Origin of the sequence: Roseomonas gilardii (genome assembly GCF_001941945.1) — a bacterium.
Taxonomy (GTDB): domain Bacteria; phylum Pseudomonadota; class Alphaproteobacteria; order Acetobacterales; family Acetobacteraceae; genus Roseomonas.
Window position 1 is genome coordinate 80,397 of sequence record NZ_CP015584.1, and the last position, 26,097, is coordinate 106,493.

The window sequence follows — 26,097 nt, forward strand, 5'->3', positions numbered from 1 at the left end:
CGGGGAGGGACCAGGGAAGGCCAGGGCATGCGTTACGACGTGATTGTTGTGGGGATCGGCGGCATGGGCAGCGCCGCCGCCTGGCAGCTCGCCCGGCGCGGCCAGCGGGTCCTGGGGCTGGAACGCTATGACATCCCGCATGCCATGGGCTCCTCCCATGGCATCAGCCGCATCATCCGCCTGCCCTATTACGAGGACCCGGCCTATGTGCCGCTGCTGCGCCGGGCCTACGAGCTATGGCGGGAGATCGAGGACGCCAGCGGCGAGGAGCTGCTGGTCACCACCGGCTCCATCGACGCGGGGCCGGAGGATGGCGGCCTGTTCCAGGGTGCGCTGGCCTCGGCCTTGCAGCACGAGTTGCCGCATGAGGTGCTCACCGCGGCGCAGGTCGGGGAGCGCTTCCCGGCCTATCGCCTGCCGGCGGGCACGCGGGCGGTGTTCCAGCCCCAGGGCGGGCTGATCGCCAGCGAGCGCGCCATCGTGGCGCATGTGCGGGCGGCGCAGGCCCTGGGCGCGGAGATCCGTGCCCGCGAGGCGGTCCGCGCGTGGCGGGCGATGCCCTCGGGCGGCGTGGAGGTGGAGACGGAGCAGGGGCGCTACGAGGCGGAGCGGCTGATCCTGGCCGCCGGGCCCTGGATGGGGCAGCTCGTGCCGGAACTGTCGCGGCTGGCCGTGCCGGAGCGTCAGGTGCTGGCCTGGCTGCAACCGCTGCGGCCGGAGCTCTTCGACCGCTCCCGCTTCCCGGTCTTCAACCTCGATGTCCCGGAGGGCCGCTTCTACGGCTTTCCCATCTACGAGGTGCCGGGCTTCAAGTTCGGGCGCTACCACCATCTGGAGGAACAGGGGGCGCCCGAGGCGCTGCGGCGCGAGCCCGATGCGCGCGACGAGGCGCTGCTGCGCGACTTCGCCGGGCGCTATTTCCCCGAGGGCAACGGGCCGACCATGGCCCTGCGCTCCTGCCTCTTCACCAACACGCCGGACGAGCACTTCATCCTCGACCACCTGCCAGGGCATGCGCAAGTTGTCCTGGCCTCCCCCTGTTCCGGCCACGGGTACAAGTTCTGCTCCGTGGTGGGAGAGATCCTGGCCGACCTCGCCACTGGCGACGGCCGGACGCGCCATGCCATCGATTTCCTGCGCCTGAACCGCCAGCCCCTGGCGGCATGACCGCCGCCATCGGCAGGAGGATCACGGTGCGGCACGCGCCGGGGCCTCGATCGCCCCGGAACGCCTGAATCCGGAAAACCGGCTTCCCTCCATGCAGCCAACCGGTTCCTTCGCGCGATAGCCCTGGAGAATGTTCCGCCGGGGCCGGGAAGCGCCGCCGGAACACGGACAGGACATCCAGGGCGATGCGGGGCCGGCCTCCGCAGCGAGAAGGAGGCAGGCGGCCATGGACCCGACGATCCCCTATTGCGGCAGTGCCCCGCTGCCGGAGGAGCTTTGGGGCCGCTGGAACCTCGATCCGGTCCTGCTCTCGATCCTGGCGGTGGCCGGCCTGGCCCACGGCTGGTGGCTGGGGCGGGAGGGACGGGGCCGGCAGGCGCGCTTCGCCCTGGCCGGGTGGCTGGTCCTCCTCGCTGCCTTTGTGTCCCCTCTCTGCGCGCTGAGTTCGGCGCTCTTCTCGGCCCGGGTGGCCCACCACATGCTGCTCGTGGCGGTGGCGGCGCCCCTGCTGGCCGCGGGCCTCCCCCCGGATCGGGGGAGCGGCGGCCGCGCGCTCCTGCCCGCCCTGGCGGGGGCGCAGGCCGTGCTGCTCTGGTTCTGGCACGCCCCGTCCCCTTATGCGGCGGCCCTTGGCAGCGACGCGCTGTACTGGATCATGGAACTGTCCCTGCTTCTTCCGGCCCTGCTGCTCTGGCGCGCGGTGCTCTCGCCGGAACGCGCTGCGGGACCGGTGCTGGCCGCCCTGCTCTTCACCACCATGCAGATGGGGCTGCTTGGAGCGCTGCTGACCTTCGCCGGGCAGCCGCTCTACGCGCCGCACCTGGCGAGCACGGCGCCCTATGGCCTTTCGCCGCTGGAGGACCAACAGCTCGCTGGGCTGATCATGTGGGTGCCGGCCAGCCTGCCCTATCTCGCGGCGGCGCTGCTGCGTCTCGCAAGCCTGCTCGGCACGGAAAGCCGCCGCGCGGCATGATCCTCTGGCTGAAGATCCTCCACATCGCGACGCTGAGCATCTGGTGCGCCGGTCTGCTGGGGCTGCCGCTGCTTTATGCCCGCCGGCCTCTCGTGGCGGAGGGAGGGCCGCTCTTCGAGTTGCAGGCCTTCACCCGCTTCCTTTTCGTCACCCTGGTCTCGCCCGCGGCCTTCCTGGCCATCGGCTCCGGCACGGCGCTGATCTTCCTGCGCGACACCTTCACCCTGTGGTTCGCCGCCAAGCTGCTCGCGGTGGGTGTGCTGGCGCTGCTGCACCTGCTGAACGGCTATGTGGTGCTGCATCTCTTCAGCAATCCGCACCTGCTGTGGCGCGGTGCGAATGCCGGGCTGACGGGGCTGACCCTGCTGACGATCCTGGCCATCCTCTGGCTGGTGCTGGACAAGCCCGCAGCCGGTCTCGACGCCGTGCCGGAGGTCCTGCGCCGCCCGGGCGGGCTGCGCGACCTGCTGGGCGGGGTGGTGCCGTCCTTCAGTCGCGCGACGACACCATGAGGGCGATCCCGTGATCCAGGATCAGCTTGCCGCCATGATAGCCCGCGACGCCGGTGAAGGCCGCGCAGAGCAGCGACATCAGCAGGCCGAGCGGCAGGACCGCCGCCAGGTCCACCAGCCGCAGGCCCCAGTTCATGCCGATCATGGCGATCAGGGCCATGGCGACGATCGCGTGCATCCAGCTCGCCGCGCGGCCCCGGATGCCGGGCACCAGCAGCAGCTCCGCCGTGCCGATCGCCGCCGCGAGCACGCCGCTGACGAAGGCGACGCCGCAGGCCCAGAGGCCGGCGCGCAGCCAGAACGGATCGGCCGACCACCAGTAGAACAGGTCGCAGCCCAGCGTGCCGAAGACCAGGGCGATGGGGAAATGCACCGCCATGGCATGCAGGGGATGGCCGGCCACCGCCACGGCGGAGGAAACATCCTCCTCCGAGAGGTTCTGGATGACCGGGTTGGTCTCGGTGCCCTCGGCCATGCCGCTTCTCCTTCTGCCCGACGGCAGAAGTCCGCGGTGGCACGGGGGTTTCGCCGCGCGGGCCTCCTGCCGTTCCTGCTGGCCCCCGGGGGGTGCGGCGGGCCCTTCTCCACCCTCGACCCCGCCGGGCCGATGGCGGCCTCGGTGGCGCGGCTGTGGTGGGTGATGCTGGGCGGCTCGGCGCTCCTTTTCCTTCTGGTGATGGCGCTACTGCTTCTGGCCTTCCTGCGGCCCGGCATCGCGGCGCGCACCGGGGAGCGGCTCTGGCTGTTCTGGGCCGGGCTCGTGATGCCCGGCCTCGTGCTGGCGGCGCTGCTGGTCTTCGCCCTGGCGAGCGGCGAGAGGCTGCTGGCGCATCCGGGCACGCCCGGCGTGCTGCGGGTGGAGGCGCGGCCGCAGCAATGGGTCTGGCGATTCACCTATCCCGAGGCCCCAAGGGCGGTCCAGGGGCCGGAGGGGGGGATGGAGACCGCCGGCCTGCTGCATATCCCCGCCGGGCGGCCGGTGGATGTCCATGTGATCGGGGGAGACGTGATTCACAGCTTCTGGGTGCCGAGGCTGGGCGGAAAGATGGATGCCATCCCAGGCCATACCAACATCCTGCGCCTACAGGCGACGGAGCCCGGCCTCTATGACGGTCTCTGCGCAGAGTTCTGCGGCACCTTCCATGCGGAGATGCGCTTCGCGGTGCAGGCGCATCCGGCGGAGGAATACGAGGCCATCCTGGCCGGCCTCGCCAGCCGCCTGCCGCTGCCGGCCTTGCCACGCGGGGCGCCGGAGCCGGATGCAGGGGGGAGGGACGCGGTAGGTTCCGTGCCGGTCGGACGGTCGCCGGACGGACAGCGGCTGGACGGCCAGACCCAGGGAGGGCAGGCGCCGTGATCGCGCGGGAAGACCCGCCGGAACGCAACCGTCCGTCGCCGGTCCGGCTGCACAAGGAGCTGGAGCGCATCTGGGCGACGCCGAAGGGCTGGGGCGCGCTGTCGGCGGTGAACCATACGGTGATCGGCAAGCGCTTCATCGTCACCGCCTTCGTCTTCTTCGCGATCGGCGGGCTGCTGTCGATGCTGATCCGCGCGCAGCTCGCTACGCCGCGCTCGGCCTTCCTGGGGCCGGAGGTGTACAACCAGGTCTTCACCATGCACGGCACGGTGATGATGTTCCTTTTCGCCATCCCGATGTTCGAGGGGCTGGCGATCTACCTCCTGCCGAAGATCCTCGGCGCGCGCGACATGGCCTTTCCGCGCCTCGGCGCCTATGGCTACTGGTGCTATGTCTTCGGTGGCTCGATCCTGATCGTGGCGCTGCTTGCCGGCGTGGCGCCGGACAGCGGCTGGTTCCTCTACACGCCGTTGTCCTCGAAGCCCTACACGCCCGGCATCAACGCGGATGTCTGGCTGCTCGGCATCACCTTCGTCGAGATCTCGGCGGTCTCGGCAGCGGTGGAGATCACCGTCACCATCCTGAAGCTGCGCGCGCCCGGCATGTCGCTCGACCGGATGCCGATCTATGCCTGGTACCTGCTGGTGACGGCGGGGATGATGCTGGTCGGCTTCCCGCCGCTGATTCTGGGATCGCTGCTGCTGGAGGCGGAGCGCGCCATCGGCCTGCCTTTCTTCGACCCGACGCGCGGCGGCGACCCGCTGCTGTGGCAGCACCTCTTCTGGCTCTTCGGCCATCCCGAGGTCTATATCATCTTCCTGCCCGCCGCCGGCGCCATCTCCACCATGCTGCCGGTCTTCGCCCGGCGGGAGCTGCTCGGCTATACCTGGATCGTGGTGGCCGTGGTGGCGGTGGGTTTCCTCTCCTTCGGCCTCTGGGTGCACCACATGTTCACCGTGGGCATCCCGCATCTGGCGCAGGCCTTCTTTTCCGCCGCCAGCACGCTGGTCGCGGTGCCGACGGCGGTGCAGATCTTCGCCTGGACCGGCACGCTGGCGAGCGGCCGGCCGCGCCTGACCCTGCCGATGCTCTACATCCTGGGCTTCTTCTTCGTCTTCACCTGCGGCGGGCTGACCGGCGTGATGCTCGCCGTCGTGCCCTTCGACTGGCAGGTGCACGACACGCAGTTCGTGGTGGCGCATCTGCACTACGTGCTGGTGGGCGGCTTCATCTTCCCCATGCTGGGCGCCGCCTATTACTGGCTGCCGCATGTCACCGGGCGGATGCCGGTGCAGCGCCTGGGCGTCGCGGCCTTCTGGCTGATCTTCCTGGGCTTCAACGCGACCTTCTTCCTGATGCACCTGACGGGGCTGCGCGGCATGCCCCGGCGCATCCACAGCTATGAGGCCGGGATCGGCTGGGAGGGGCTGAACCTGATCTCCTCGGTTGGGGGCTTCATCCTCACCATGGGCTTCGCCCTGTTCCTGCTGGACATGGTGCTGCAGTTCCGCTTCGGACGGCGGTTCCGCCGCAATCCCTGGGAGGCGGAAACGCTGGAATGGGCCATGCCCACCCCCGCCACAAGCTATGCCTTCGCATCCCTGCCGGAAGTGGCGGGGCGTGCCCCCTTGCGCGACGATCCGGATCTGGGCCGCAGGCTGGCGGCGGGGGAGGGCTATTTGCCTTTTGCCCGCCAAGGGCACCAGGAAACGCTGGCGGTGGAGATCGCCACCGGAAAGCCCGAGCAGATCGTGGTGCTGCCCCGGCCCAGCTTCCTGCCGCTCTGGTCCGCCCTGGCCACAGGCGTGGTCTTCGTGGCGCTGCTTCTCGGCATCTACTGGCTGGCGCCGCTGGGGCTGCTGGCGACGGTCATCCTGCTGCTGTGCTGGACGCCGGACCCGGCCGCGCGGCGCGACAGCGGCCCCATCCCTGCCGGGCGCGGGCTGATGCTGCCCCCGCATGCGGAAAGCGGTTCCGCGCCCTCCCTCTGGGCGATGCGCTTCACCCTGGTGGCGGATGCGACGCTCTTCGCCTCGCTGCTCTTCGGGGCTGCCTTCCTGTATGTGGTCGCGCCGAACTGGCCGCCACCCGCCATGCTTTCCGTGGGCCGGGCGACCGGGGGGTGGTTGCCGGGGGGCCTCGTCCTGCTCGCCCTGGCCCTGGCGGCCGTGGGGGGGCGATGGGCCGTCGCCGCGAATGCCCGTGGCCGGACCGCCGGGCGTGCTGCCGGGCTGCTGCTGGCCCTGCTGGGCCATGGTATGGCGCTGGCCGCGCTGTTGCGGCTGCTGCGCCTGGTGCCGGACCCGACGGCCCATGCCGTGGGGGCGCTGGGTGCCGCCCTGCTGGCCTATGCGGCGCTGCACGCGGCGCTGGGCCTGCTCTTTGCTGGCTTCGGCCTGTATCGCGGCTATGCGGGCTACCTCTCGCCGCGGCGTGGCCTGGATCTGCGGATCGGCCGCCTGTGGCACGACTATACCGCCATGACCGGGGCCATGGCCCTGCTGGCGGCCATGGCCCTGTGCTGGGGCGGCCTGCCGGACGCCGGAGGCGGTGCATGAGTGCTTCCGGACGCCGTTCCGGCCTGCTGCTGCTGGGCGGCTTCGCGGTCTGGGGTTCCGCCTTCGTCGCGCTCTATGGCGGCGTGTCGCTGGGATGCGCCTGGGGGTGGGACGAGGAGCCGCTCGGCCCCTTCAGCCTGCTCCGGGGCGTGCTGCTGCTGATCCTCGCCGCGCATCTGCTTGTGCTCGCGCTGCTGCTCTGGTGGTGCTGGCGATCCGTCGCCCCCGGTTCCGGCCGGGGGGTGCGGGGTGGGCCCTCCCCTTGGCCTTCCCCTTGGCGCTTCCTCGGCCTGGCCTCCCTGGCAGCCACGGGGGCCGCGCTGGTGGCCACGCTCTGGACGGGCCTGCCCGTGCTGGGCCTCTCGGTCTGCGCCTGAGCGGACCATGCGGGCCCGAGGGCATCATGCGAACAGCAGGATGCATGGACCCTCAGGCACGTCACGATCCCGCGCCGCCCGCTCCTCCGCCCTCACGGGCCAGGGCCTTTCGGCATGCGGACCGTTTCCGGCATTTTAACATTTTAGGGTTTTAGGAATTTAGACCTTTATCCGTCCGTGGGGTGGGCGAGTGCCGCCGAGACACATGTTCCAGGCACGGTGACGCCGTGGCGGGACAGGCGCAAGGCATCCAACCACGCGTGGTAGCGGGATTCTGTGCTGTCGCCCATGTTGAGCGAGGTTGGACGATGTTCGGCCGGCCGGGGATCGACCCGGAACGCGCTGCTGGAGGCGTCGGCGGATCGTGTGGCGGTGTGTTGATTTTATTCCTATATCCTGGGGTAGGTCCGGGAAGCAAGGGGCGTTTGCGGGGCGTGCCTCGATCCGGGCGGTGGCTGGACGCGCGGCCTTGGCGAGAGGGCGGGGCCTCTCGAACGGGGCTGGCCATGGAGCGCGACGCCGGAGCCTCGCGCGCCCATGGGCCGGTGCGTTCCGCCGTTCGTGTCAAAGCGTGGAGGCGTCGATACTGCGTTTGATGAAATCGGCCTTCGCCGCTGTATAGGAGGCCCGGTCCCCCGGATAGCGGCTCGCCAGCGCCATCTTCTCCGCCTCGTAGGACCGTGCGAGGCAGGGCGCGCTGCGAAGGCGGTCGCGGAAGGCGAGGTTCTGCCGCCATTTCCAGCCGTTCCATTCCACGACGTGGAGGTGGTGGGTGCGCGGCATCCCCTTGGCGAAGAACGCCCCGCCCGGAACCTGACGGCCGGCCTGAAACTCGTAGCCGATGCCGTCGAACAGGGGCCGGAACCGGTCGGCGATGGAAAGGCAACGGACCCCGACCATCAGGTCCAGGATCGGCTTCGCGCGGATGCCCGGGATCGAGGTGCTTCCGAAATGCTGGACATCCACCAGCAGGCCCTGCAGCGCGGAGCGGATGAGCCGCTCCTCCGAGGCATAGAGCGAAGCCCAGATGGGGTCATGTCCCACCAGGAAAACGCGGCCATCGTCCAAACCCAGCAAGCGGCTTCGCCCCCTTGTTCCGACCCGGGTGCCGAGCAGGCACCGGAGCCTCATCATCCCGGCAATGTGGTGGGGAAACTGGCATGGCGCGCGGCGGGTCTGCTGTGACCTGGCGCACATCCGGGGCTGCCGGAATCCGGGCAGGGGCGGGCTTCTCCCGGGTGGCGGCATGGCGGGACCGTGCCGCCGTAACCGCTTCGGGGAGGACAAGGCCGAGGACGCCACGACCAGGACGTCACGGTCACGCGGGAGAACGACGGCGTGCCGATCCGCACGGTTGGCCGAAGGGGGGCCGGTCGTGGGCGCCGATCCGGATTCCGAGTTGGTCGTGCCGCTGCGGGAACTGGCCCTCGGCGGGTACGGCCGTCCGGGCCTGGCCGGCGCGGCCGTGGCGACAGGGGCGCGATCGCGCGGCCGCCATACGAGGCAGTCCGCGCGACGGGACGGATCAGCCGGGAGAGGCCGCCTGCGGCACGGGATGGGTGTTCGCCGCCCGCCATTGGCGCTGGACCTCCGCATCCACCTCGTCGGCCGACTGCCCGGGCCGGACGGTGACCTCCGCGCCGTGCAGCGCGAAGCGGACCGGCCTGCCGAGCTTCCCGGCCTTCTCGACGCAGCGCGTGATGACATGCGGCAGGTAGTCAGTCGGCTGGGTGGGGTATTCGACGACATCCGGAACGGCGGTCATGCGATCGTTTCCTTATCGTTGGCGCGGGAAGCCTGGACGAGCGGCGACGATCGCGTCAAGGCGGGGCGCCGGGGATGCGGCGCCGTCCCTGGCTTGACCCTGCGGCGGATTGGTCAACAAGCTGAGATTTGCCATGTCCTGGGGAGGCTCACGGTTGCGACCACGCGGCGGGAAGGGCGGTGCCTCTCATATCGGCCTGCCGCCGGCGCTGCTCCGCGCGGCGCCCCTGCCGCGGCACGCCTTCGGCAGCATGCTGCGGCATCCGACGCGGGTGATCCCGCTCGCCTTCCTGGTGGTGATCCTGCTGGGCACCGCGCTGCTGATGCTGCCCCCGGCGCGGAGCGGCGGGGAGGGGGCGCCGCTTGTCACCGCGCTCTTCACGGCCACCTCGGCCACCAGCCTGTCCGGCATCTCGGTCGTGGACATGGCGACCTACTGGGCCTTTCCGGGGCAGGTGGTGATCCTGCTGCTGATGCAGGCGGGCGGGCTCGGCATCCTCACGGGCGCGACGCTGCTCGGCCTGCTGGTCCGGCGGCGCATCCGGCTGTCCTCGCGGCTCATGACCCAGGCGGAGATGCAGGTGATCGCGCCGGGGGATGTGGCCGCGATCCTGCGGCTGGTCCTGGCGATGACGCTGGGGACCGAGTTGCTGGTGGCGGGGACGCTCTGCCTGCGGCTGCGCCTCGCCTATGGCATGGGATGGGGGGAGGCGGCCTGGACCGGGGTCTTCCACGCGGTCTCCGCCTATACCAATGCGGGTCTGTCCACCTATGGCGACAGCCTCGTGCGCTTCGGCTCGGACCTCGCGGTGACGGGGCCGGTGATGCTGGCGGTGCTGGCGGGCGGGATCGGGGTGCCGGTGGTCCATGACCTGCGCCGCGCGCCGTGGGCGCCGGAACGCTGGAGCCTGCACACGCGGCTCACCCTGATCGGCAGCGGCGCGCTGCTGCTGCTCGGCTGGGCGGGGGTGCTGGCCTATGAATGGGGCAATCCGGCCACGCTGGCGGGGCTGTCCGTGCCGGAGCGCGTGCATGGTGCCCTGTTCCATGCGGTGATGACGCGCTCGGGCGGCTTCAACACCGTGGATGTCGCGGCGATGCGGCCGGAGACGCTGCTTCTCAGCAGCGCGCTGATGCTGATCGGCGGTGGCAGCGCCAGCACGGCGGGCGGCATCCGGGTGACGACCTTCATGCTGCTGGGCCTGGCCGTCTGGGCGGAGGTCCGGGGGTCGCCCGATGTCAACGTCTTCGGCCGGCGGCTGCCGGAATCCCTGTTGCGGCAGGCGCTGACGATCGCGCTGCTGGCGATCGGGGTGGTCAGCATCGCCACGCTGCTGCTGCTGTCGATGACGGATCTGCCGACGGAGAAGGTGCTGTTCGAGGTGGTGTCCGCCCTGGCGACGGTCGGATTGTCCGCGGGGGTTTCCGCCGACCTGCCCATGCCCGGGCTCGTGATCCTGGCCGGGCTGATGTTCCTGGGCCGGGTGGGCACGGTGACCATCGCCACGGCCCTTGCGCTGCGTGGCACCCGGGCCACCTACCGCTATCCGGAGGAGCGCACCATCGTTGGCTAGGAATCCCGTGAAGACCGATGCGGGGGTCGTGGTGATCGGGCTCGGCCGTTTCGGCGGCGCCGTGGCGCAGTCGCTGATCCGCACGGGGCATGAGGTGCTGGGGATCGACGAGGACCCCGAGCTGGTGCAGCGCTGGGCGGACGACCTGACGCATGTGGTGCAGGCGGACACGACCGATGCCGATACGCTGCGCAGCCTGGGCGTGGCGGAGTTCCAGCATGTCGTGGTGGGCATCGGCACCAACCTGGAGGCCAGCGTTCTGACGGTGCTGGCGCTGAGCGAGATGGCCATCCCGCAGATCTGGGCCAAGGCGCTGACCATCAACCACGGGCGCATCCTGGAGCGCACGGGCGCGCACCACGTCGTCTATCCCGAGATGGCGATGGGCGAGCGCGTGGCGCATCTGGTGACGGGCAAGATGATCGACTTCATCGAGTTCGACGACGGATTCGCCATCGTGAAGACCCGCGCCCCGGCCGAGGCGGTGGGCCGGACCCTGGAGGAATCCGCGCTGCGGTCGCGGCACGGCATCACCATCGTGGGCGTGAAGCGGCGCGGGGCCGATTTCACCTATGCCCGGCCGGAAACGCGGGTGGAGGCCGGGGACCTGCTGATCGTGTCCGGCCCGACGAAGCTGGTGGAAGCCTTTGCCGCGCTGACCTGAGCGGGTGGGGGCATACCCGCCCGATGGGGTCAGGGCGCCACCGGCAGGCTGACCACCGCATCGGCCTGTTCGAAATCGCTGAGGAGGATCTCGGCGCGCAGGGTCCAGTCCCCGGGCAGGGCCAGTTCCGGTCCTTCCAGCACGAAGCGCCCCGGCGCCTCCTCCCGCATCGGGCGGCGGAGGCCGGCGATGCCCGCCCCGGGCCGCGACATCTCCAGCCAGACTTCCTTCGCGGCGAAGGCGGTGCCATCCGGGCGGGCCAGCCAGAGATCGATGCGGTTCGGCCCGGCCCGGGCCGGCCTCGCCTGGAGGGTGACGGAAAGCCCCGCCACCTCGGTCGCGACGGTGACGCCGTCCTCCGGCGCGGCGTGGTGGTGGTCCTGTGCTCCCGCCTGGTGGGGGGAGGTCATGCTCAGCACGGCGGTGGCGGCCAGGACCAGCGTCGCCAGCGCTGCCTCGGCCATGATGCTGCGGCGCAGGGACGAGGGGGCGGAGGGGCGGCCGAGGGCCAGGGCCGGGGTGAGGCGCCGGTGGTTCAGCCCGGCCAGGGCGAGCAGCAGCAGGGCGCCGCCGGCCTTCGCCAGCAGCAGCGTCCCGTAGGTCGTTTCCAGCAGGGCGGATGGGCCCGGCAGGTGCAGCGCCGCCTGGGTCACGCCGCTCAGCAGCAGCAGGGCGACGGCGGGGATGGCGATGGTGGCGAAGCGCCGCACCGCCGGCAACGCGCCTGCCCCGTCGCGGCGCAGCAGGGCCCAGAGGGGCAGGAAGGCCCCCAGCCAGAAGGCCGCCGTCAGCGCATGGAGGGTGAGCAGGAGGCGGGCCGGAAGGCCGCCTGTGGCGGCATGGCCGGACAGGCTCAGGCCGCCCGCCGCCAGGACGGCGCCCGCCAAGCCGAGGAGACGGGCGAGGCGAGTGCCCCGGCCGCCGAGGGCGATCGCCACCAGGGCGAGGCCGAGCGCCACGGTGGCGTCCCGCGCGAAGACGGTGGAGGCCCGGGCGGCGATCCAGGTCCCGCCCTGCAGGAGCGCGCCGGGGCCGGGGGCCGCCAGCATGCTGCCGCCCTGCACTCCGATGCCGAGAACCGCCGCCAGGATGCCGGCGCAGGCACCGGCCTGCATCCAACGGAGCATGGCCGCGGACGGCGGCGCGATCGCGGCGTGGAACAGGGCGCCGCCCGCGCCGAGCATGAAGCCCAGATACAGGGCGAAGCGCAGGATCTCCGCCGCCTCGGTCCAGATCGTCCCCTCGGCCGGGGCGGTGGCGGTCCCTTCCGGTGCCATGCCGATGCCGAAGGCGATGGCGCCGCTGACCGGGTGCCCGTCGGCGGAGATGATCCGGAAGCTGGCAAGGTAGGTGCCGGGGGGCAGCCGCGGGGGCATTGGCGCCCCGATGGTGGCGCTGTCCTGTCCCGTCCCGTGGGACAGGACCGTCACGCCGCCCGGCCCCGCCAGCCGGAGGTCGAGGGGGGTCACCGCCTCGTCGAAGCGCAGCACCAGCCGGTCCGGCGGCTGCGCGAGGCTGGCGCCGTCCGCCGGGTCGCTGCCCAGCAGCGCGGCATGGCCCCAGGCACCGGAAAGAGGCACCAGCCACAGGCCGCACAGCAGGAGCAGCGGAAGCAGGCGGCGCACAGGTCCCGCCTCAGCCCTTGGGCGTGATGCGGACGGCGAAGGCCGGGGCGCGCAGCGTCCCGCCGGATGCGGAGGGGCGCTCGATCCAGCGGGTCACCTTGCCGCCCTCGCATTCCTGCACGATGGGGAAATAGACCGTCTGGCCGGGTTCCTTCGGCGTCTGCACCCGCAGGACGAACTCCTGGTAGAAGGCGTCGGGCAGGTTGCCGCCCCGCCAGGCGACCTCCCGGACCGGCGCGCTCTCGCCATGGCCTCCGGGTGCGGCGGTGCCTTCCTCGGTCACGGTGGTCAGGGTCCAGCCGGCCAGGGGCATCGGCTTCACGTTGCGGAAGCCCTCGGGGATCTGCACCCGGATGCCGGTGGTGGACGCGCCGTCGCAGCCATGCGGCACGCGGATGGCCACGCGGAGGTAGCTGTCCGCCGGCATGGCGGACTGGTCCAGCGTCACATGCGCGGCGGCCGGGAGGGCGAGGAGGCTGGCGCCGAAGGCGACGGCGAAGCGGTTGAGCATGGGCGGTCTCCGTGGTGTCGGGCGTGGCGGGGGATCAGTGATGGCCATGCGGGCCGGTGGCACCCGCCGCCTGCACCGGCACCTGTACGGTGATGGCGCCGGCATGTTCGAAGGTCAGGGTGACAGGGACGGCCTCGCCCACCCGCATCGGGGCCGAGAGGCCGACCAGCATGAGATGCAGGCCGCCGGGGCGCAGGGTGACGCTGCCGCCCGCCGGGATTTCGATGGCCTGGACCGGCTGCATGCGCATGACGTCGCCGTCGCGCACCGTGGTGTGCAGCTCCGCCGCGCGGGGCAGGGGGCTGCTGGCGGAGAGCAGGCGGTCCGGCGCGGTGCCGGTGTTCCGGATGGTCAGGAACACGCCGCCCGTGCCGCCCTGCACCGCCGCCCGGGCCCAGGGCTGCTCGATGCCGATGGTGCCCGGCTGCTGTGCCAGGGCGGGAAGGGTGGCCAGGAGGGGCGGGAGGAGCAGGGCCGGCAGCAGCCGGCGGCGAAACGGCGCCATGACGGGGGGGTTCCTTGCGTGGACGGAAGACTGGCCCGGCCGGATGTCCGGTGGGCGGCAGCGATGCATGAGGGGGAGGCCGGAGGGCCGGGGCCGGGCCGGAAAGGAACCCGGCCGCGCGGCCCGCATGGCGAATGGCCGCACGGGCGGAGAGCCCGGGCGGCGGCCATGTCAGGGTTCAGGCGATGGGTGGGGCGCGGGGTTGCTGCGGCGGGCCGCGGGGCGGGATCGGCGGCAGGCCGGGCCGGGTGGCGTCATGCGTGACCACCGCGAAGCCGGTGGGCTGGAGCAGGACCGCCGGAGGTGCCGGCGGGAGCACGACGCCCATGTGGTGGCACATCGGGCAACCCGGATGCGGGCTGGCCTTCGGAACCTCCTGGCCGTCCGGCCCCACCAGGATGGTGCGATGGGGGCCGGAAGGACTGCACAGCTCCACGAGCTGCGCCGCGGCGGTGCCGGTGAAGGGGCGAAGGCAGGCCGGGAGCGCCGCCGACCACTGCAGGAGGAGCAGCACGGCCACAAGGCTCAGGAAAGGGCGGCGGGCCTGGCGCATGGGGGACGGTATCCCTATCAGCCGCGGCAGGCCTTGTCACCGTCCCGAGGGCCGGTGTTCGGACGTCAGCACTCGGCGCGTTTTCCCCGGCCCGGGGGCCGCGCCCGTCACGCCGTGCCGTCCAGCCAGGCCACCTGGCTGCCATGGGCCTGCGCGGTGGCGAGCCGCCGCTCCATGCCGCCCGGCCAGAGGGTCAGGCGCAGCTCCGGCCGGGCCTCGGGGGTGGGCGGCTCGAAGCGCAGCCAGGCGAGCGGTGCCTGCGGGCTGGCCCGCGCTCCGCGCTCCCGCAGCGTTCCGGCAATGTCCTCGCGCGTTTCCCCGGGCATGTATTGCCACATGATGGAATGGTACAGGACGGTGGCGCGCCCGGCCGCCGTTCCGGCCAGACGTTCCCGGACCCAGGGGGCCGCGTCGGCCCGTTCCACGCGCTGCCCGGCGGCCCGCGCCACGGCGATGGCGCCGTCCAGCCGGGCCAGGCGCTCGCGCTGGTCCGCCCAGACATAGGCGCGCAGGCGAAGGCGCTGGGCAAGGTCCTCCAGGTCGATCGGCGAAAGGTCGCAGGCCCGGCGCGACGCCACGCGCAGCGGCGCATCCAGCGGCGGCAGGCCGCCCTCCCAGGCCGGAGCCAGATGCACGGGGCTGGCCGGGTCGCCCCAGGACGCGCCGCCCAGACGGTAGTGGAAGCGGTCCCAGACCGTGTTGAGGCCAGCGCTGGCGCCGATCTCCAGCAGGTCCAGCGGCAGGCCGGTATCCCGCGCGATCCGCAGGAATCCGCCGAGCAGCACGCCGGATCGTCCGACCTCGTTGGTCTGCGGCGCGGAGGCCAGGAAGCCCTCGATGAAGGCATGATGGGTTGTCAGGACACTGGGCAGAAGCGGGGCGAGGCGTTCCGGGCCTGCCTCCGCCCGGGGCGGATAGGCGGCGGCGAGTTCCGGCGCCGCGCCGCCCAGCACCAGCGCATGCAGCGCCCCCGCCAGCCGCAGCGGCAGCGCATCGGCCACCGGGTCGCCGGGCCAGTGGCCCAGCAGCGCCGCCGTGCGGCCGCCGGCGGCGAGATCGGCGGCAAGCAGGCGCAGCAGCCCGGCGGTGAAGGGCGAGCCCAGGCTGTCGCACCAGCCGATCTGTTTGGCGAAGCTGGCGAGGATCCTGTCCCGTTCCGGCGGTGTCTCGGGCATCCGCATCTCCTGCGCTTGACGCGGCAAGGAGGATCGCGGCACGGGTTGTCGTCAATCTTGATCGAGATGATCAACATCACCGAGACCGGCCCGCCCCATCTGACTGCCCAGGAGGCCACGGCGCGCCTCGGCGTCTCGCGGCAGACCCTCTACAGCTATGTGAGCCGTGGCCTGGTGCGTGCCGTCGCGGCGCCGGACGATCCGCGGCGCAGCCTCTATGATGCGCAGGACGTGGCCCTGCTGCTGGAACGGCGGGGACGGGGCCGGGCGAGGCGGGACATCGCGGCCTCCACCACCGACTGGGGGGAGCCGGTGCTGCGCTCCTCCCTGACGCTGATCGATGGCGGTGGGTTCCGCTATCGCGGCCAGGATGCGGTCGCCCTGTCGCGGCGGGCCTCGCTGGAGGAGGCGGCCGCCCTGCTCTGGGGCTTCCCGGTCGCGCCCGCCGCCCCGCCGGAGGGGCCTGTCCCGGCGGGGGAACGGCCGCTCGAACGGGCGCTGCGGGCGGTGGCCACCGAGGCGGCCCGCAGCGACTGGGCGCTGCACCCGCCCCGGATCGCGGCGGGGGCGGCCCGGCTGCTGGGCCTCGTGGTGGAGGCGGTGGCCGGGGAAAGCAGGAAAGGGGAAGGCGCCGCGCATGACCGGCTGGCCGCCGCCTGGGGCCTCGACGGCCGGGGGGGCGAGCTGCTGCGCCGGGCGCTGGTGCTCTGCGCCGACCATGAGCTGAACGCCTCCGCCTATGCCGCGCGGGTCGTCGCCTCCACGGGCGCCTCCCTGGCCGCCTGCGTGCTGGCCGGCCTCGCCGCCCTGTCCGGCCCCCGGCATGGCGGCATGACCGACCGCGTCCGCGCCCTGGCGGCGGACCCGGAGGTGCGGCGCGATCCGGTCAGGGCCCTCGGCGCCCGGCTCGCGCGGGGGGAGGAGATCCCGGGCTTCGGCCACCGCCTCTATCCGCAGGGCGATCCGAGGGCCATGGCGCTGCTGGAAGGTTTCCCGGTCCCGGAAGCGTGGCGGGAGATGATGCGAGCGGCCGAGACCCTGACGGGGCTCCGCCCGACCGTCGATGTCGCCCTGGCGCTGATGGAGGAATGCCTCCCCCTGCCGCCGGGGGGCGGGCTGGGCATCTTCGCCACCGGCCGGACGGTTGGATGGATCGCCCATGCGCTGGAGCAGCGCGCCGATGGAAGGCTGATCCGGCCGCGCGCCCTCTATGCCGGGCCGGGGGCCGGGGGCGGGGGTTGAGGGCCGGTCTTGGGGGCCATTCCGGGGGCGCCAGGGGCCGAAAACGAATGGCCACGACCGAAAACGAATACCCGGCCGGCCATCCCGCCGCAGCAAGATGGCCGGGCCGCGAGTAACCAACAGGGAGGGGCCGATGGCATCGTCATCACGACCCAACGAAAGAACCTCATCGGTTCGCAACATGCCCGAGCTTTCCTCCGCCGCGCGCTGGCTGGTGCTGGTGCTGCTCGCGATCGGCGTGCTGATCGCCTTCGTGGACCGGACCAGCATTTCCTCCGCGCTGGCCGACCAGTCCTTCATCCGGCACTTCGGCCTGTCCAACGTCGATCGCGGCTGGCTGAACTCGGCTTTCTTCTGGTCCTACGGGCTCGTCCAGATTCCGATGGGCTGGGTCGTGGACCGCTATGGCGTGAAGTGGCCCTACACCGTCTGCTTCGCGCTGTGGTGTGCCGCGACGGCCGCGATCGGCCTGACCGACGCCTTCGGCAGCCTGCTGCTCCTGCGCCTGGCCATCGGCGCGGCGGAGGCCATCGTGGTGCCTGCCAGCTATCGCTGGATCCGGGACAACTTCAGCGAGAAGCGGAGCGGCACCGCGGTCGGCATCTTCTCCATGGGCAACAAGCTCGGCCCCGCCATCGGCGCCCCGGCCGCGGCCTGGCTGATCGTCAACTACGACTGGCGAACCATGTTCATCCTGACAGGCATCGCCGGTGTCGTATGGCTGATCCCCTGGCTGCTGGTGGTCCGGAGCGACTGGCCGAGCGCCGAGAAGCGGGCCGGCACGCAGACCAAAGGCTCCACCGTTCCCTTTGCCAACATCATCAGGAGCCCGGTCGTCTGGGGCGCGATGATCAACAACTTCTGCTACGGCTATTTCACGTTCTACTGCATGAGCTGGATGCCGGCCTATCTGGTGGAACAGCGCGGCCTGTCGCTTGAGGAATCGGGGCTCTACACCTTCTTCAGCTTCGCCGGCATCGCCATCGTTGCCGTGGCCGCCGGCTGGGCCGCCGACAAGCTGATCGAGCGTGGCGGCGATCCGGTCTTCGTGCGCAAGGCCTTCGTCACCGCGGGCTTTGTCGGCGCTTCCACCGTGCTGCTGGGCGCGCGGGCGGAAACGCTGCAATGGGCGCTGTTCTGGAACGTGTTCTCGTTGTCCTTCCTGGGGCTCAACACGGCGAACAACCTCGCCCTGTGCCGCCTGACCCTGATCCCCAAGCCGGCCGTCGGCCTCGTCACCGGCGTGCAGCAGGTCGCCACCAGCCTGGCCGGTGGCGTGGCGGCGAGCCTGTCCGGCTGGCTGCTGCATGTCAGCGGCGGCTACGAGCTGCCGATGATGGTGATCTTCGTCTTCCTGCTGATCGGCGCGGCGACGACCTGGATCCTGTTGCGGCCGGAATGGGCGCCGAAGGTATCGGAGGAGGTCGTCGTCCCTGGCCACGGGAAAGCGGCCACGGCCGGAGGCTGACGGGAGCAGGTCCCGTGCCCGGCGTCGCGGTTTGCGGCGCCGGGCACGAGTTTCTCCGGCCGGGTGTCAGGGCGCGGGCGGACGGCACTCGAAGCTGTTGCCGTCCTGGGGATCGCCCTGTCCCTTGTAATGCGCTTCCAGGGGATAGGCGCAGAGTGGGCGGCTGCGTCCCGGAAAGGCGCGGCCCTTGGCCGGCAGGGCCTCCGGTGCCTTTCCCGTCTCGACCCAGGCCTCGATCGCGGCGAGAGGATCGAAGTCGTCCAGGGCCGGGCCGCCGCCGCAATGGTTCATGCCCGGAACCATGAACAGGCGTGCCCAGCGGGACAGGGCCGCCTCGCCGCCATTGTCCTGGCCGAGCGCCCGCCAATAGGCGCGCAGGTCGTCCGCCGAGAAGACCGGGTCGCTGTTGCCGTGGAAGACCAGCAGCTTGCCGCCGCGCGCCACGAAGCTCGACAGCAGCGTGGCGGTGGCGTCGTTGATCGCCGCCGTCTGGGCCGTCTGTGCCGCGATGCGGCCGAAATCGACTTCCTCCAGCCGCAGGTCGGGCTTCGGCGGGGTCATGAAGTACAGGCCCAGCGAGGCGGCGGCCAGGGTGGCGTTGCGGGCGTTCGGGGTGCCCGTCGGGGAGGTGCCGAGCTTCCAGGCGCGCCAACCCGGCGCGGAGATCCCGGCATCCCAGGGCCAGGTGCTGTAGAGCGGCTGGCCCTGGCCGTCCCGGGCGCCGCCGAAGACGCTCCGCAGAGCTTCCAGCTTCGCCGGGGCGAGGCAGGACTGGGTCTGCCCCGCGCCGCAGGCCAGGGTGGCGGGGTCGAAGCGGCAGGCGGACATCGCATCGATGCTGCCATCCGCCAGGCCGTCCAGCGCGTCGCACTGCTTCAGCACGCCCTGGGAGACGAGTTGCAGGTCCTCCGGCGTCAGCGCCGAGGCGAGGATCGGGCGGCCCTGTTCGTCGCGTGGCGCGGCGCGGTTCAGGGCCTGCACGTCCCAGGCCTGAGCGATGGCAGCGCGGCTCAGCCGGAAGCCCGGATTGCCCGCGACCACGCCGTCGAAGAGGGTGGGAAAGCGCTGCGCCGCCATCAGCGCCGTCCGCCCGCCATTGGAGCAGCCCATGTAGTAGCGGTGCTCGGGCGGCCGCCCCTCATAGGCGCCGATCAGGTTGAGCGCCGTTTCGGCCACGCGGCCGATCGCGGCATAGGCGTGGTCGATCCGCGCCTGCTGATCGACGCCGAAGGAGGCATCGCTGCTGTCGGCGCCCTGGTGGCCGGAATCCGTCGAGACGACGGCATAGCCCCGGTTCAGGGCCGGTGCCGCCGTCGCGCCCGCGACCGGGATGGCCCCGACGGCATCGCTGACCACTCCGTCCATGCCGCCGCCGCCCTGGAAGAGGAAGCGGCCGTTCCAGTCCTCCGGCATGCGGAGCTGGAAGCCGATGCCGTAGCGCCGCTGGTCCACGCCCTGGCGCGGCGCGATCATCCCTTCCACGAGGCAATGCGCCGGCATGGCCGCCTGAGCGCGCGCCGCCCCGGTGAGGGCGGCCCGACCCGGGTTCTCGGCGGGAAGCTGCCCGGCGGGCAGGGCCTCCACGCGGGCGATCCGCAGGTCGGGGCCGGCCAGGGCGGTGAGACCGGCGCAGTCCCGTGGCGCGGCGGCCAGGGCCGCGGGCGCCGTCAGCAGCGCCACCGCCAGCCCCGCGACGAGCGGGCCGCGCGTCGTGTCGATCCGCATGGCGTCAGGCCAGCCTGAAGACGCGGATCAGCACGGCGGCGCGCGCCGGCCGCAGGCTGTCGAGCGTGCCGACATAGACCCCCTTGTTCAGCCAGCCATGGGGGCCTTCCGGCGCGGTGATGTCCAGCACGGAGAAGGCGTAGCGCGGGCCGCCCGGCGGATCGTCCACCGTGACATGGTTGTTCACGGTGATGACGGCGCCGTCCTCCGTCTGCAACTCGTACAGGGCGTTGAGCTGGCGCACCCCATCCCGCCGCACGAGCTGCCGGTCCGCGCCGCCGGGGAGGACCTTGCCGCGCAGCCGGGGGCCGCGGAACTCGCCGCCGGTGATCGGGACCATCCGCCTCTCGCCCAGCGGGCCGTTGCCGAGCGCCATGGTGGGCGAGAGGTCGCAGATCGCCTCGTAGACGAACTCCGTGCGGGGCGGCGCCATGGGGATCTGCGGCGCCAGGGAAACGTAGTCCTCCGCCCTGGCCTCGGCACCGGGCAGGGTGGCGGCCATGCCGCCCCCCGCGAGTGCGGCGAGCAGCAGGTTCCGGCGGCCGGGTGCCGCATGCGCCGCCTCGCGGCCGGGGATGGGGTTCTGCATGTCCTGCTCCATGACTCAAGCCGCCCTGGCCGGCTGCAACGGGGATGCCGAGGGCCGCCGCGTCACCAGGACATAGGCGGACAGGCCGCCCAGGATGGCGATCGGCACGATGCCCAGGAGCACCTCGCCCGGCGAACGGCCGGAGGCCACGAGGCCACCCGCGAGCAGCGGCCCGGCGACCGAGCCCAGCCGCCCGGCGGCCACGGCCAGCCCGACGCCGGTGCCCCGCACCGCCGCCGGATAGCATTGCGGCGCCAGGCCATAGAGGATCGCCTGCACCGCGATCACGGCGGCCCCGGTGAAGGCGCCGGCCAGGATCGTCAGCGGCAGGTTCGCCGGCAGCATCGCCAGCAGCGCCAGGGCGAGGACCAGCGCGCCGAAGGCGGCGGCCACGGTGCTGCGGCGGCGCGTGCTGTCCAGCGCGCGGCCCGTCAGCAGGCTGCCGGCGGAACCGGCGACGTTGAAGGCGATCTGCACGATCCCGGCCTGCGCCGGGCTGAAGCCGCGCGAGACCAGCAGGGCCGGCAGCCAGTTGAGCAGCAGGTAGAGCACCAGCAGGGAGAAGAAGAAGCCGATCCACAGCGAGAGCGTGGAGACCAGCATCCCCGGGCCGACGATCTGCCGCATCGCGCCGGCCGTGCGCGCCGTATCGGCCGCCGTGACCGCCGGAACACGCAGGTCGGGCAGCAGGGCGAGCAGAGCGGGGATGATGGCGAGGGGCAGGATGCCGCCGATCAGGAAGACTTCCTGCCAGCCGCCATGCAGGCCGACGAGGGGAACCAGGCTGGCGACGGCGCCGCCCAGCGGGATGCCCGCATACATCACGGCCACGGCGGAGCCGCGACGCTCCGGCGGGGCGGCCTCGGCGGCGATGGCGACGAGGTTGGGCAGGGCGCCGCCCAGGCCCACGCCGGTCAGGAAGCGCAGCACCGCGAGTTCCGTGAAGCCGCTGACGAAGGCGGTGGCGATCGAGAAGACGCCGAAGGCCAGCAGGGCGAGCACCAGGCCCATGCGGCGCCCGAAGCGGTCGGCGATGCGGCCGCCGGCGATCGCGCCGAAGATCAGCCCGAAGGTCGCCGCCGAGAAGAACATGCCCATCTGGGCCGGCGTCAGCCCCAGGGCCGGTGCCAGCTTCGGTGCCGCCACGCCGGCGGCCTGGATGTCGAAGCCCTCGATCATCGCGGCGAGAAAGCACAGCCAGAGGGCCCGTCGGTCCGGGGCCCCGGAGAGTGTCTTGTCCATGTTTCCTTCCCTTATCCGGGCAGTCCGGTGCGCGGCTGCCCGTCCCCTGCGGTCCCGTCTCGGAACCGCCTAGTCTTCGTCGTCCTTCCAGATGCGCTGCAGCAGGTCGAGCAGGACGGCCTGCTCCGCTTCCGTCAGGCGATGCAGAAAACGGCCCTCGTGCTGCCGGATCCGGGCGCGGATCCGGGGCATGGCGGTTTTCGCGGCCGTGGTGAGGAAGAGGAGCTGGCTGCGCCTGTCCTCCTCATGCGCCACGCGCTCGACCAGGCCTTGCTCCTCCATCTCGTTGATCAGCGGCACCATGTTGGCGCGCTTCATGCCGAGGCGGCGGCAGAGCTCCGTCGCGGTGATGCCGGGATGCTCCGCGATGGTGGACAGCATGCCGTAGGTCACCGGGCGCAGGCCGATATCCGCGAATTCCACCACGAAGTCGTTGAGTGCGAAGGCCGAGGCACGGCGCAGGTTGTAGCCGATCAGCTCCCCGAGCCGCTCGCCCTCCCGCCCTGCCTGTGCCGCGGCCTTGCCGCGCTTGCGATCCGTGATTCCAGCCATGGCCCATGAGGCGATCCGCAATCGGTGCTTGTCAAGGCGAAAATGTTATGAGACATAACTATTGGGTTTGGTGGCTACGGGGAGGTCGAGATGCAGCGCAATGACGCCGTGTTCCTGCGGATCGCAGGCGAGAAGAGGCAGGCCGCCGACGGGCGGTGGTTCGAGCGGCGCAACCCGGTGACCGGAGAGGCGGCGACGCGTGCCGTGGCCGCGCAGGCGGCGGAGGCCCGGGAGGCCGCCGAGGCCGCCGCGAAGGCCCTGCCGGACTGGGCCGGGATGGGGCCGAACGCCCGCCGCCTGCTGCTGCTGAAATCCGCGGATGCCGTGGCCGCGAAGGCCGCGGAGTTCGTCACGGCGATGATGGAGGAGACCGGCGCGACGGAAAGCTGGGCGCGCTTCAATGTCATGCTCGCCGCCGGGATGCTGCGCGAGGCGGCGGCGCTGACGACGCAGGTGGCGGGCGAGGTGATCCCGTCCGACAAGCCGGGCTGCCTGTCCATGGCGATCCGCGAGCCGGCGGGCGTGGTGCTGGGCATCGCGCCCTGGAACGCGCCGGTGATCCTGGCCACGCGCGCCATCGCCACGCCGCTGGCCTGCGGCAATACGGTGGTGCTGAAGGCCTCCGAGACCTGCCCGCGCACCCATGCGCTGATCGTCGAGGCGCTGGAGGAGGCCGGCATGCCCCCGGGCACCGTCAACCTCGTCACCAACGCGCCGGAGGATGCGGGGGAGGTGGTCGGCGCGCTGATCGACCATCCCGCCGTGCGGCGCATCAACTTCACCGGTTCCACCAAGGTCGGCCGCATCATCGCCGAGCGTGCCGCGCGCAACCTGAAGCCCGTCCTGCTCGAACTGGGCGGCAAGGCGCCGCTGCTGGTGCTGGAGGATGCCGACCTGGACGAGGCGGTGAAGGCCGCGGCCTTCGGCGCCTTCTTCAACCAGGGCCAGATCTGCATGTCCACCGAGCGGATCATCGTGGTGGAATCCGTGGCCGAGGCCTTCCTGGAGAAGTTCCGCGCCAAGGCCGCGACGCTGGTGGCCGGCGATCCGCGCGAGGGCCGGGCGCCGCTGGGCGCGGTGGTGGACCGGCGGACGGTCGAGCATGTGCAGGCGCTGGTGCAGGATGCGGTCGCGCAGGGTGCGCGCCGGCTCACCGGCGGCGAGGCCGAGGGCGTGCTGATGCCGGCCACGGTGGTGGACGGCGTGACCAGCGGCATGAAGCTCTATGCCGAGGAGAGCTTCGGGCCGGTTGTCGCCGTGCTGCGCGCGAAGGACGAGGAGGATGCGGTCCGCCTCGCCAATGACAGCGAGTACGGGCTTTCCGCGGCGGTCTTCACGCGGGACACGGCGCGCGGCCTGCGCGTCGCGCGCCGCATCCGCAGCGGCATCTGCCATATCAACGGCGCCACCGTGCATGACGAGGCGCAGATGCCCTTCGGCGGCACGGGGGCCTCGGGCTATGGCCGCTTCGGCGGCAAGGCCGGAATCGCCGAGTTCACGGAGCTGCGCTGGATCACCGTCGAGACCCAGCCCGGCAATTTCCCGATCTGACACTCACCCCGATCTGACATTCACGAGGAGAAAGACTGCCATGGAACAGCAACACGGCAGCACGGTGGCCTTCGATGTCGAGGACGGCATCGCCTGGGTGCGCTTCAACCGCCCGGAGAAGCGCAACTGCATGAGCCCTGCGCTGAACCGCCGGATGATGGAGGTTCTCGACGAGCTGGAGTTCCGCGACGATGTCGGCGTGCTGGTCCTGAGCGGCGAGGGCACGGCCTGGTCGGCGGGCATGGACCTGAAGGAGTATTTCCGCGAGACGGAGGCGCAGGGGCTCGGTGCCGTGCGGCGCTCGCAGCGGGAGTCCTATGGCTGGTGGCGCCGGCTGCGCTGGTACCAGAAGCCGACCATCGCCATGGTCAACGGCTGGTGCTTCGGCGGCGGCTATGGCCCGCTCTTCGCCTGCGATCTCGCCTTCGCCGCGGACGAGGCGAAGTTCGCGCTGTCGGAGATCAACTGGGGCATCCTGCCGGGCGGCGGCGCCACCAAGGTGGTGGTGGACCTGCTGTCCTTCCGCGACGCCATGTACCATGCCCTGACCGGCGAGCTGATCGACGGGCGCAAGGCCGCCGAGTGGAAGCTCGTGAACGAGAGCGTGCCGCTGGCGCAGCTTCGCGAGCGCGTCACGGAGGTGGCGCATACGCTGCTGAAGAAGAACCCGGTGGCGCTGAAGGCGACCAAGGATGCGATCCGGCGCGTCTCCGAGATGACCTACGAGAATGCGGAGGATTATCTCGTCCGCGCCCAGGAGGCCGCGAACTTCCACGACAACACCGGCCGCAAGGAAGGCATCCGGCAGTTCATCGACGAGAAGAGCTACAAGCCCGGCCTCGGCGCCTATGACAAGAGCCGCGGCGAAGCCTGAGCAACGGGCCGTCCAGGGAAACGAGGGAGACCGATCCATGCCTCTCCGGGCTTCACCGGATCCGGTGGCGCTGCATGCGCGCCTGCAGCCGGACCGTCCCGCCTGCACCGACCTCGCCACCGGCCGGCACTGGACCTATGCGGCGCTGCACACGGCGATCCAGCGCATGGCCACGGTGCTCGCCACGCGGCTCGGCCTCTCGGCCGGGCAGCGCGTGGCGGTTCTGGCGCGCAACAGCGCCGATCTGGTGATCCTGCAACAGGCCTGCCTGCGCCGCGGACTGATCTTCGTGCCGCTGAACTGGCGCCTGTCGCGGCCGGAGCTGGAGGCGATCCTCGCGGATTGCGAGCCCTCCTTGCTGGTGCATGACAGCGACGAAGGCGCCATTCCCCTGCCGGATGGACGCACCCTCCCGCTGGCGGAACTGGTCGCCTGGGCGGAGGACAGCCCACCGGCCGATCCGGCGCCCCTGCCGGATGCCGGGGCGCCGTCGATCATCCTCTACACCTCCGGCACCTCCGGCCGTCCGAAGGGTGTCATCATCACCGAGGCCAACGCCATGGCCACGGCGGTGAATTTCGGCGTGCTGGGGCGTGTCAGCCATCGCAGCGTCTTTCTCTGCGACTCCCCGATGTTCCATGTCATCGGCCTGATCACCAGCTTCCGCGCGCCGTTGCTGGCGGGCGGCTCGATGCTGATCTCATCCGGCTTCGACCCCGCCGCCACCAATGACCGGCTGGGCGACCCGGCGCTGGGGGCCACGCATTACTTCTGCGTCCCACAGATGGCGAAGCGGCTGCGCGAGCAGGCGAATTTCGACCCCGGCCGCTGGCGCACGCTCACCGCGCTGTTTACCGGCGGCGCCCCGAACCCCGCGGCGGATATCCGCTGGTGGCTGGAACAGGGCGTGCCCATGGTGGATGGCTTCGGCATGACCGAGGCCGGTACGGTGCTGGGCATGCCGATCGAACCCGGGCTGATCGCCGCGAAGGCCGGCGCGGCCGGCCTGCCCGCGCCCATGATCGAGTGCCGCCTCGTGGACGAGGCCGGGCGGGACGTGCCGGCCGGGGAAGCGGGCGAGCTGCTGCTGTCCGGCCCGAGCATCACGCCCGGCTACTGGAACCGGCCGGAAGAGACGCGGCGTGCCTTCACCGGAGACGGGTGGTTCCGCACGGGCGATATCGGCCGTCGCGACGCGGACGGCTATGTCACCCTGGTGGACCGCCGCAAGGACATGTTCATCTCGGGCGGCGAGAACGTCTATCCGGCGGAGGTCGAGATCGCGCTCGGCGAGCATCCGGACGTGCAGGAGGCCGCGGTGCTCGGCGTGGCGGATGCGACCTGGGGGGAGGTGGGGCGCGCCTTCATCGTGCCCCGGGCGGGGCGGGGCGACATCCCCGCGCAGAGCCTGATCGCGCACTGCGAGTCACGGCTCGCCCGCTACAAGATCCCCAAGGAGTTCATCGTGGTGGAAAGCCTGCCGCGCACGGCCTCGGGGAAGCTGCAGAAGCACGTGCTGCGCCGGGATGCCGGCTGATG

25 protein-coding genes are annotated in these 26,097 nt (G+C 71.7%); 13 read left to right on the forward strand and 12 right to left on the reverse strand.

Features of this window, described 5'->3' with window-relative positions; translation table 11 throughout:
• The first annotated feature begins 27 nt into the window (after positions 1–27).
• The 3 genes from solA (at position 28) to RGI145_RS19960 (ending at position 2,652) form a co-directional block, all read left to right on the forward strand.
• Positions 28–1,167, forward strand: a complete 1,140-nt coding sequence (gene solA, locus RGI145_RS19950) for an N-methyl-L-tryptophan oxidase (RefSeq protein ID WP_075800298.1) — start codon at positions 28–30, stop codon at positions 1,165–1,167.
• Between the two features lie 226 nt (positions 1,168–1,393).
• A complete protein-coding gene (locus RGI145_RS19955; protein WP_075800299.1) occupies positions 1,394–2,140 on the forward strand; it encodes a cytochrome c oxidase assembly protein in 747 nt (248 codons plus the stop codon).
• Complete coding sequence (locus RGI145_RS19960; protein ID WP_075800300.1) at positions 2,137–2,652, forward strand: CopD family protein; 516 nt, start codon at positions 2,137–2,139, stop codon at positions 2,650–2,652. The genes RGI145_RS19955 and RGI145_RS19960 overlap by 4 nt, the downstream gene beginning before the upstream one ends.
• On the opposite strand, the gene RGI145_RS19965 is transcribed toward RGI145_RS19960, so the two are convergent.
• On the reverse strand, positions 2,630–3,127 hold the full coding sequence (locus RGI145_RS19965; protein ID WP_027281168.1) for a DUF2231 domain-containing protein: 498 nt from the start codon (positions 3,125–3,127) through the stop codon (positions 2,630–2,632). The two genes, RGI145_RS19960 and RGI145_RS19965, sit on opposite strands and share 23 nt — an antisense overlap.
• 36 nt (positions 3,128–3,163) lie before the next feature.
• Between RGI145_RS19965 and coxB the strand changes: the two genes are divergently transcribed.
• Genes coxB through RGI145_RS19980 form a run of 3 tightly spaced genes read left to right on the forward strand, consistent with a single transcriptional unit; the run spans position 3,164 to position 6,944 of the window.
• Entirely contained in the window at positions 3,164–4,009 is an 846-nt protein-coding gene (gene coxB, locus RGI145_RS19970) for a cytochrome c oxidase subunit II (RefSeq protein ID WP_075800301.1), read from the forward strand.
• The gene (ctaD, locus tag RGI145_RS19975; RefSeq protein WP_075800302.1) at positions 4,006–6,567 is read left to right on the forward strand and encodes a cytochrome c oxidase subunit I; all 2,562 of its coding nucleotides are present in this window, start codon (positions 4,006–4,008) and stop codon (positions 6,565–6,567) included. Before coxB ends, ctaD begins: the two co-directional genes overlap by 4 nt.
• Entirely contained in the window at positions 6,564–6,944 is a 381-nt protein-coding gene (locus RGI145_RS19980; RefSeq protein WP_075800303.1) for a hypothetical protein, read from the forward strand. The genes ctaD and RGI145_RS19980 overlap by 4 nt, the downstream gene beginning before the upstream one ends.
• Before the next feature lie 564 nt (positions 6,945–7,508).
• Here RGI145_RS19980 and RGI145_RS25475 read toward each other — a convergent pair.
• Both RGI145_RS25475 and RGI145_RS25480 read right to left on the reverse strand, forming a co-directional pair.
• Positions 7,509–8,021 (reverse strand): GrpB family protein, encoded by a 513-nt coding sequence (locus RGI145_RS25475; protein WP_167668380.1) that lies wholly within the window; start codon positions 8,019–8,021, stop codon positions 7,509–7,511.
• Positions 8,022–8,469: 448 nt separating this feature from the next.
• A complete protein-coding gene (locus RGI145_RS25480; protein ID WP_075800305.1) occupies positions 8,470–8,709 on the reverse strand; it encodes a hypothetical protein in 240 nt (79 codons plus the stop codon).
• A 154-nt stretch (positions 8,710–8,863) separates the two neighbouring features.
• Between RGI145_RS25480 and RGI145_RS19995 the strand changes: the two genes are divergently transcribed.
• Entirely contained in the window at positions 8,864–10,282 is a 1,419-nt protein-coding gene (locus RGI145_RS19995; RefSeq protein ID WP_083671230.1) for a TrkH family potassium uptake protein, read from the forward strand.
• Entirely contained in the window at positions 10,275–10,946 is a 672-nt protein-coding gene (locus RGI145_RS20000; protein WP_075800306.1) for a potassium channel family protein, read from the forward strand. Before RGI145_RS19995 ends, RGI145_RS20000 begins: the two co-directional genes overlap by 8 nt.
• A 29-nt stretch (positions 10,947–10,975) precedes the next feature.
• Here RGI145_RS20000 and RGI145_RS20005 read toward each other — a convergent pair whose 3' ends face one another.
• From RGI145_RS20005 to RGI145_RS20025, 5 genes are all read right to left on the reverse strand, one after another.
• Positions 10,976–12,571 (reverse strand): copper resistance CopC/CopD family protein, encoded by a 1,596-nt coding sequence (locus RGI145_RS20005; protein ID WP_075800307.1) that lies wholly within the window; start codon positions 12,569–12,571, stop codon positions 10,976–10,978.
• A gap of 10 nt (positions 12,572–12,581) precedes the next feature.
• Positions 12,582–13,082, reverse strand: coding sequence for a YcnI family copper-binding membrane protein (locus RGI145_RS20010; RefSeq protein WP_075800308.1), 501 nt, complete (start codon positions 13,080–13,082; stop codon positions 12,582–12,584).
• Positions 13,083–13,116: 34 nt separating this feature from the next.
• The gene (locus RGI145_RS20015) at positions 13,117–13,587 is read right to left on the reverse strand and encodes a copper chaperone PCu(A)C (RefSeq protein ID WP_075800309.1); all 471 of its coding nucleotides are present in this window, start codon (positions 13,585–13,587) and stop codon (positions 13,117–13,119) included.
• 178 nt (positions 13,588–13,765) lie between these two features.
• Positions 13,766–14,140, reverse strand: coding sequence for a DUF2946 family protein (locus RGI145_RS25230; protein WP_075800310.1), 375 nt, complete (start codon positions 14,138–14,140; stop codon positions 13,766–13,768).
• A 107-nt stretch (positions 14,141–14,247) separates the two neighbouring features.
• Positions 14,248–15,315, reverse strand: coding sequence for a DUF2332 domain-containing protein (locus tag RGI145_RS20025; RefSeq protein WP_075800311.1), 1,068 nt, complete (start codon positions 15,313–15,315; stop codon positions 14,248–14,250).
• A gap of 45 nt (positions 15,316–15,360) precedes the next feature.
• Between RGI145_RS20025 and RGI145_RS20030 the strand changes: the two genes are divergently transcribed.
• Together RGI145_RS20030 and RGI145_RS20035 are read left to right on the forward strand one after the other, a co-directional pair.
• Complete coding sequence (locus RGI145_RS20030) at positions 15,361–16,557, forward strand: citrate synthase family protein (RefSeq protein ID WP_237183336.1); 1,197 nt, start codon at positions 15,361–15,363, stop codon at positions 16,555–16,557.
• A gap of 181 nt (positions 16,558–16,738) precedes the next feature.
• A complete protein-coding gene (locus RGI145_RS20035; RefSeq protein ID WP_075800312.1) occupies positions 16,739–18,025 on the forward strand; it encodes an MFS transporter in 1,287 nt (428 codons plus the stop codon).
• Between the two features lie 66 nt (positions 18,026–18,091).
• On the opposite strand, the gene RGI145_RS20040 is transcribed toward RGI145_RS20035, so the two are convergent.
• From RGI145_RS20040 to RGI145_RS20055, 4 genes are all read right to left on the reverse strand, one after another.
• Positions 18,092–19,750: a tannase/feruloyl esterase family alpha/beta hydrolase gene (locus tag RGI145_RS20040; protein WP_075800313.1), complete on the reverse strand. Its 1,659-nt coding sequence runs from the start codon at positions 19,748–19,750 to the stop codon at positions 18,092–18,094.
• A gap of 4 nt (positions 19,751–19,754) precedes the next feature.
• Positions 19,755–20,339 (reverse strand): DUF3237 domain-containing protein, encoded by a 585-nt coding sequence (locus RGI145_RS20045; protein ID WP_237183337.1) that lies wholly within the window; start codon positions 20,337–20,339, stop codon positions 19,755–19,757.
• A 15-nt stretch (positions 20,340–20,354) separates the two neighbouring features.
• Complete coding sequence (gene mhpT / locus RGI145_RS20050; RefSeq protein ID WP_075800315.1) at positions 20,355–21,581, reverse strand: 3-(3-hydroxy-phenyl)propionate transporter MhpT; 1,227 nt, start codon at positions 21,579–21,581, stop codon at positions 20,355–20,357.
• Between the two features lie 69 nt (positions 21,582–21,650).
• Complete coding sequence (locus RGI145_RS20055; RefSeq protein WP_075800316.1) at positions 21,651–22,133, reverse strand: MarR family winged helix-turn-helix transcriptional regulator; 483 nt, start codon at positions 22,131–22,133, stop codon at positions 21,651–21,653.
• A 90-nt stretch (positions 22,134–22,223) separates the two neighbouring features.
• Here RGI145_RS20055 and RGI145_RS20060 point away from each other — a divergent pair, with 90 nt between their 5' ends.
• The 3 genes from RGI145_RS20060 to RGI145_RS20070 are packed head-to-tail and all read left to right on the forward strand — an operon-like array spanning position 22,224 to position 26,095.
• A complete protein-coding gene (locus RGI145_RS20060) occupies positions 22,224–23,684 on the forward strand; it encodes an aldehyde dehydrogenase (protein ID WP_208864030.1) in 1,461 nt (486 codons plus the stop codon).
• A gap of 40 nt (positions 23,685–23,724) precedes the next feature.
• Positions 23,725–24,558, forward strand: coding sequence for a p-hydroxycinnamoyl CoA hydratase/lyase (locus RGI145_RS20065; RefSeq protein ID WP_075800317.1), 834 nt, complete (start codon positions 23,725–23,727; stop codon positions 24,556–24,558).
• Between the two features lie 37 nt (positions 24,559–24,595).
• Complete coding sequence (locus tag RGI145_RS20070) at positions 24,596–26,095, forward strand: AMP-binding protein (RefSeq protein WP_075800318.1); 1,500 nt, start codon at positions 24,596–24,598, stop codon at positions 26,093–26,095.
• Positions 26,096–26,097: the final 2 nt, after the last annotated feature.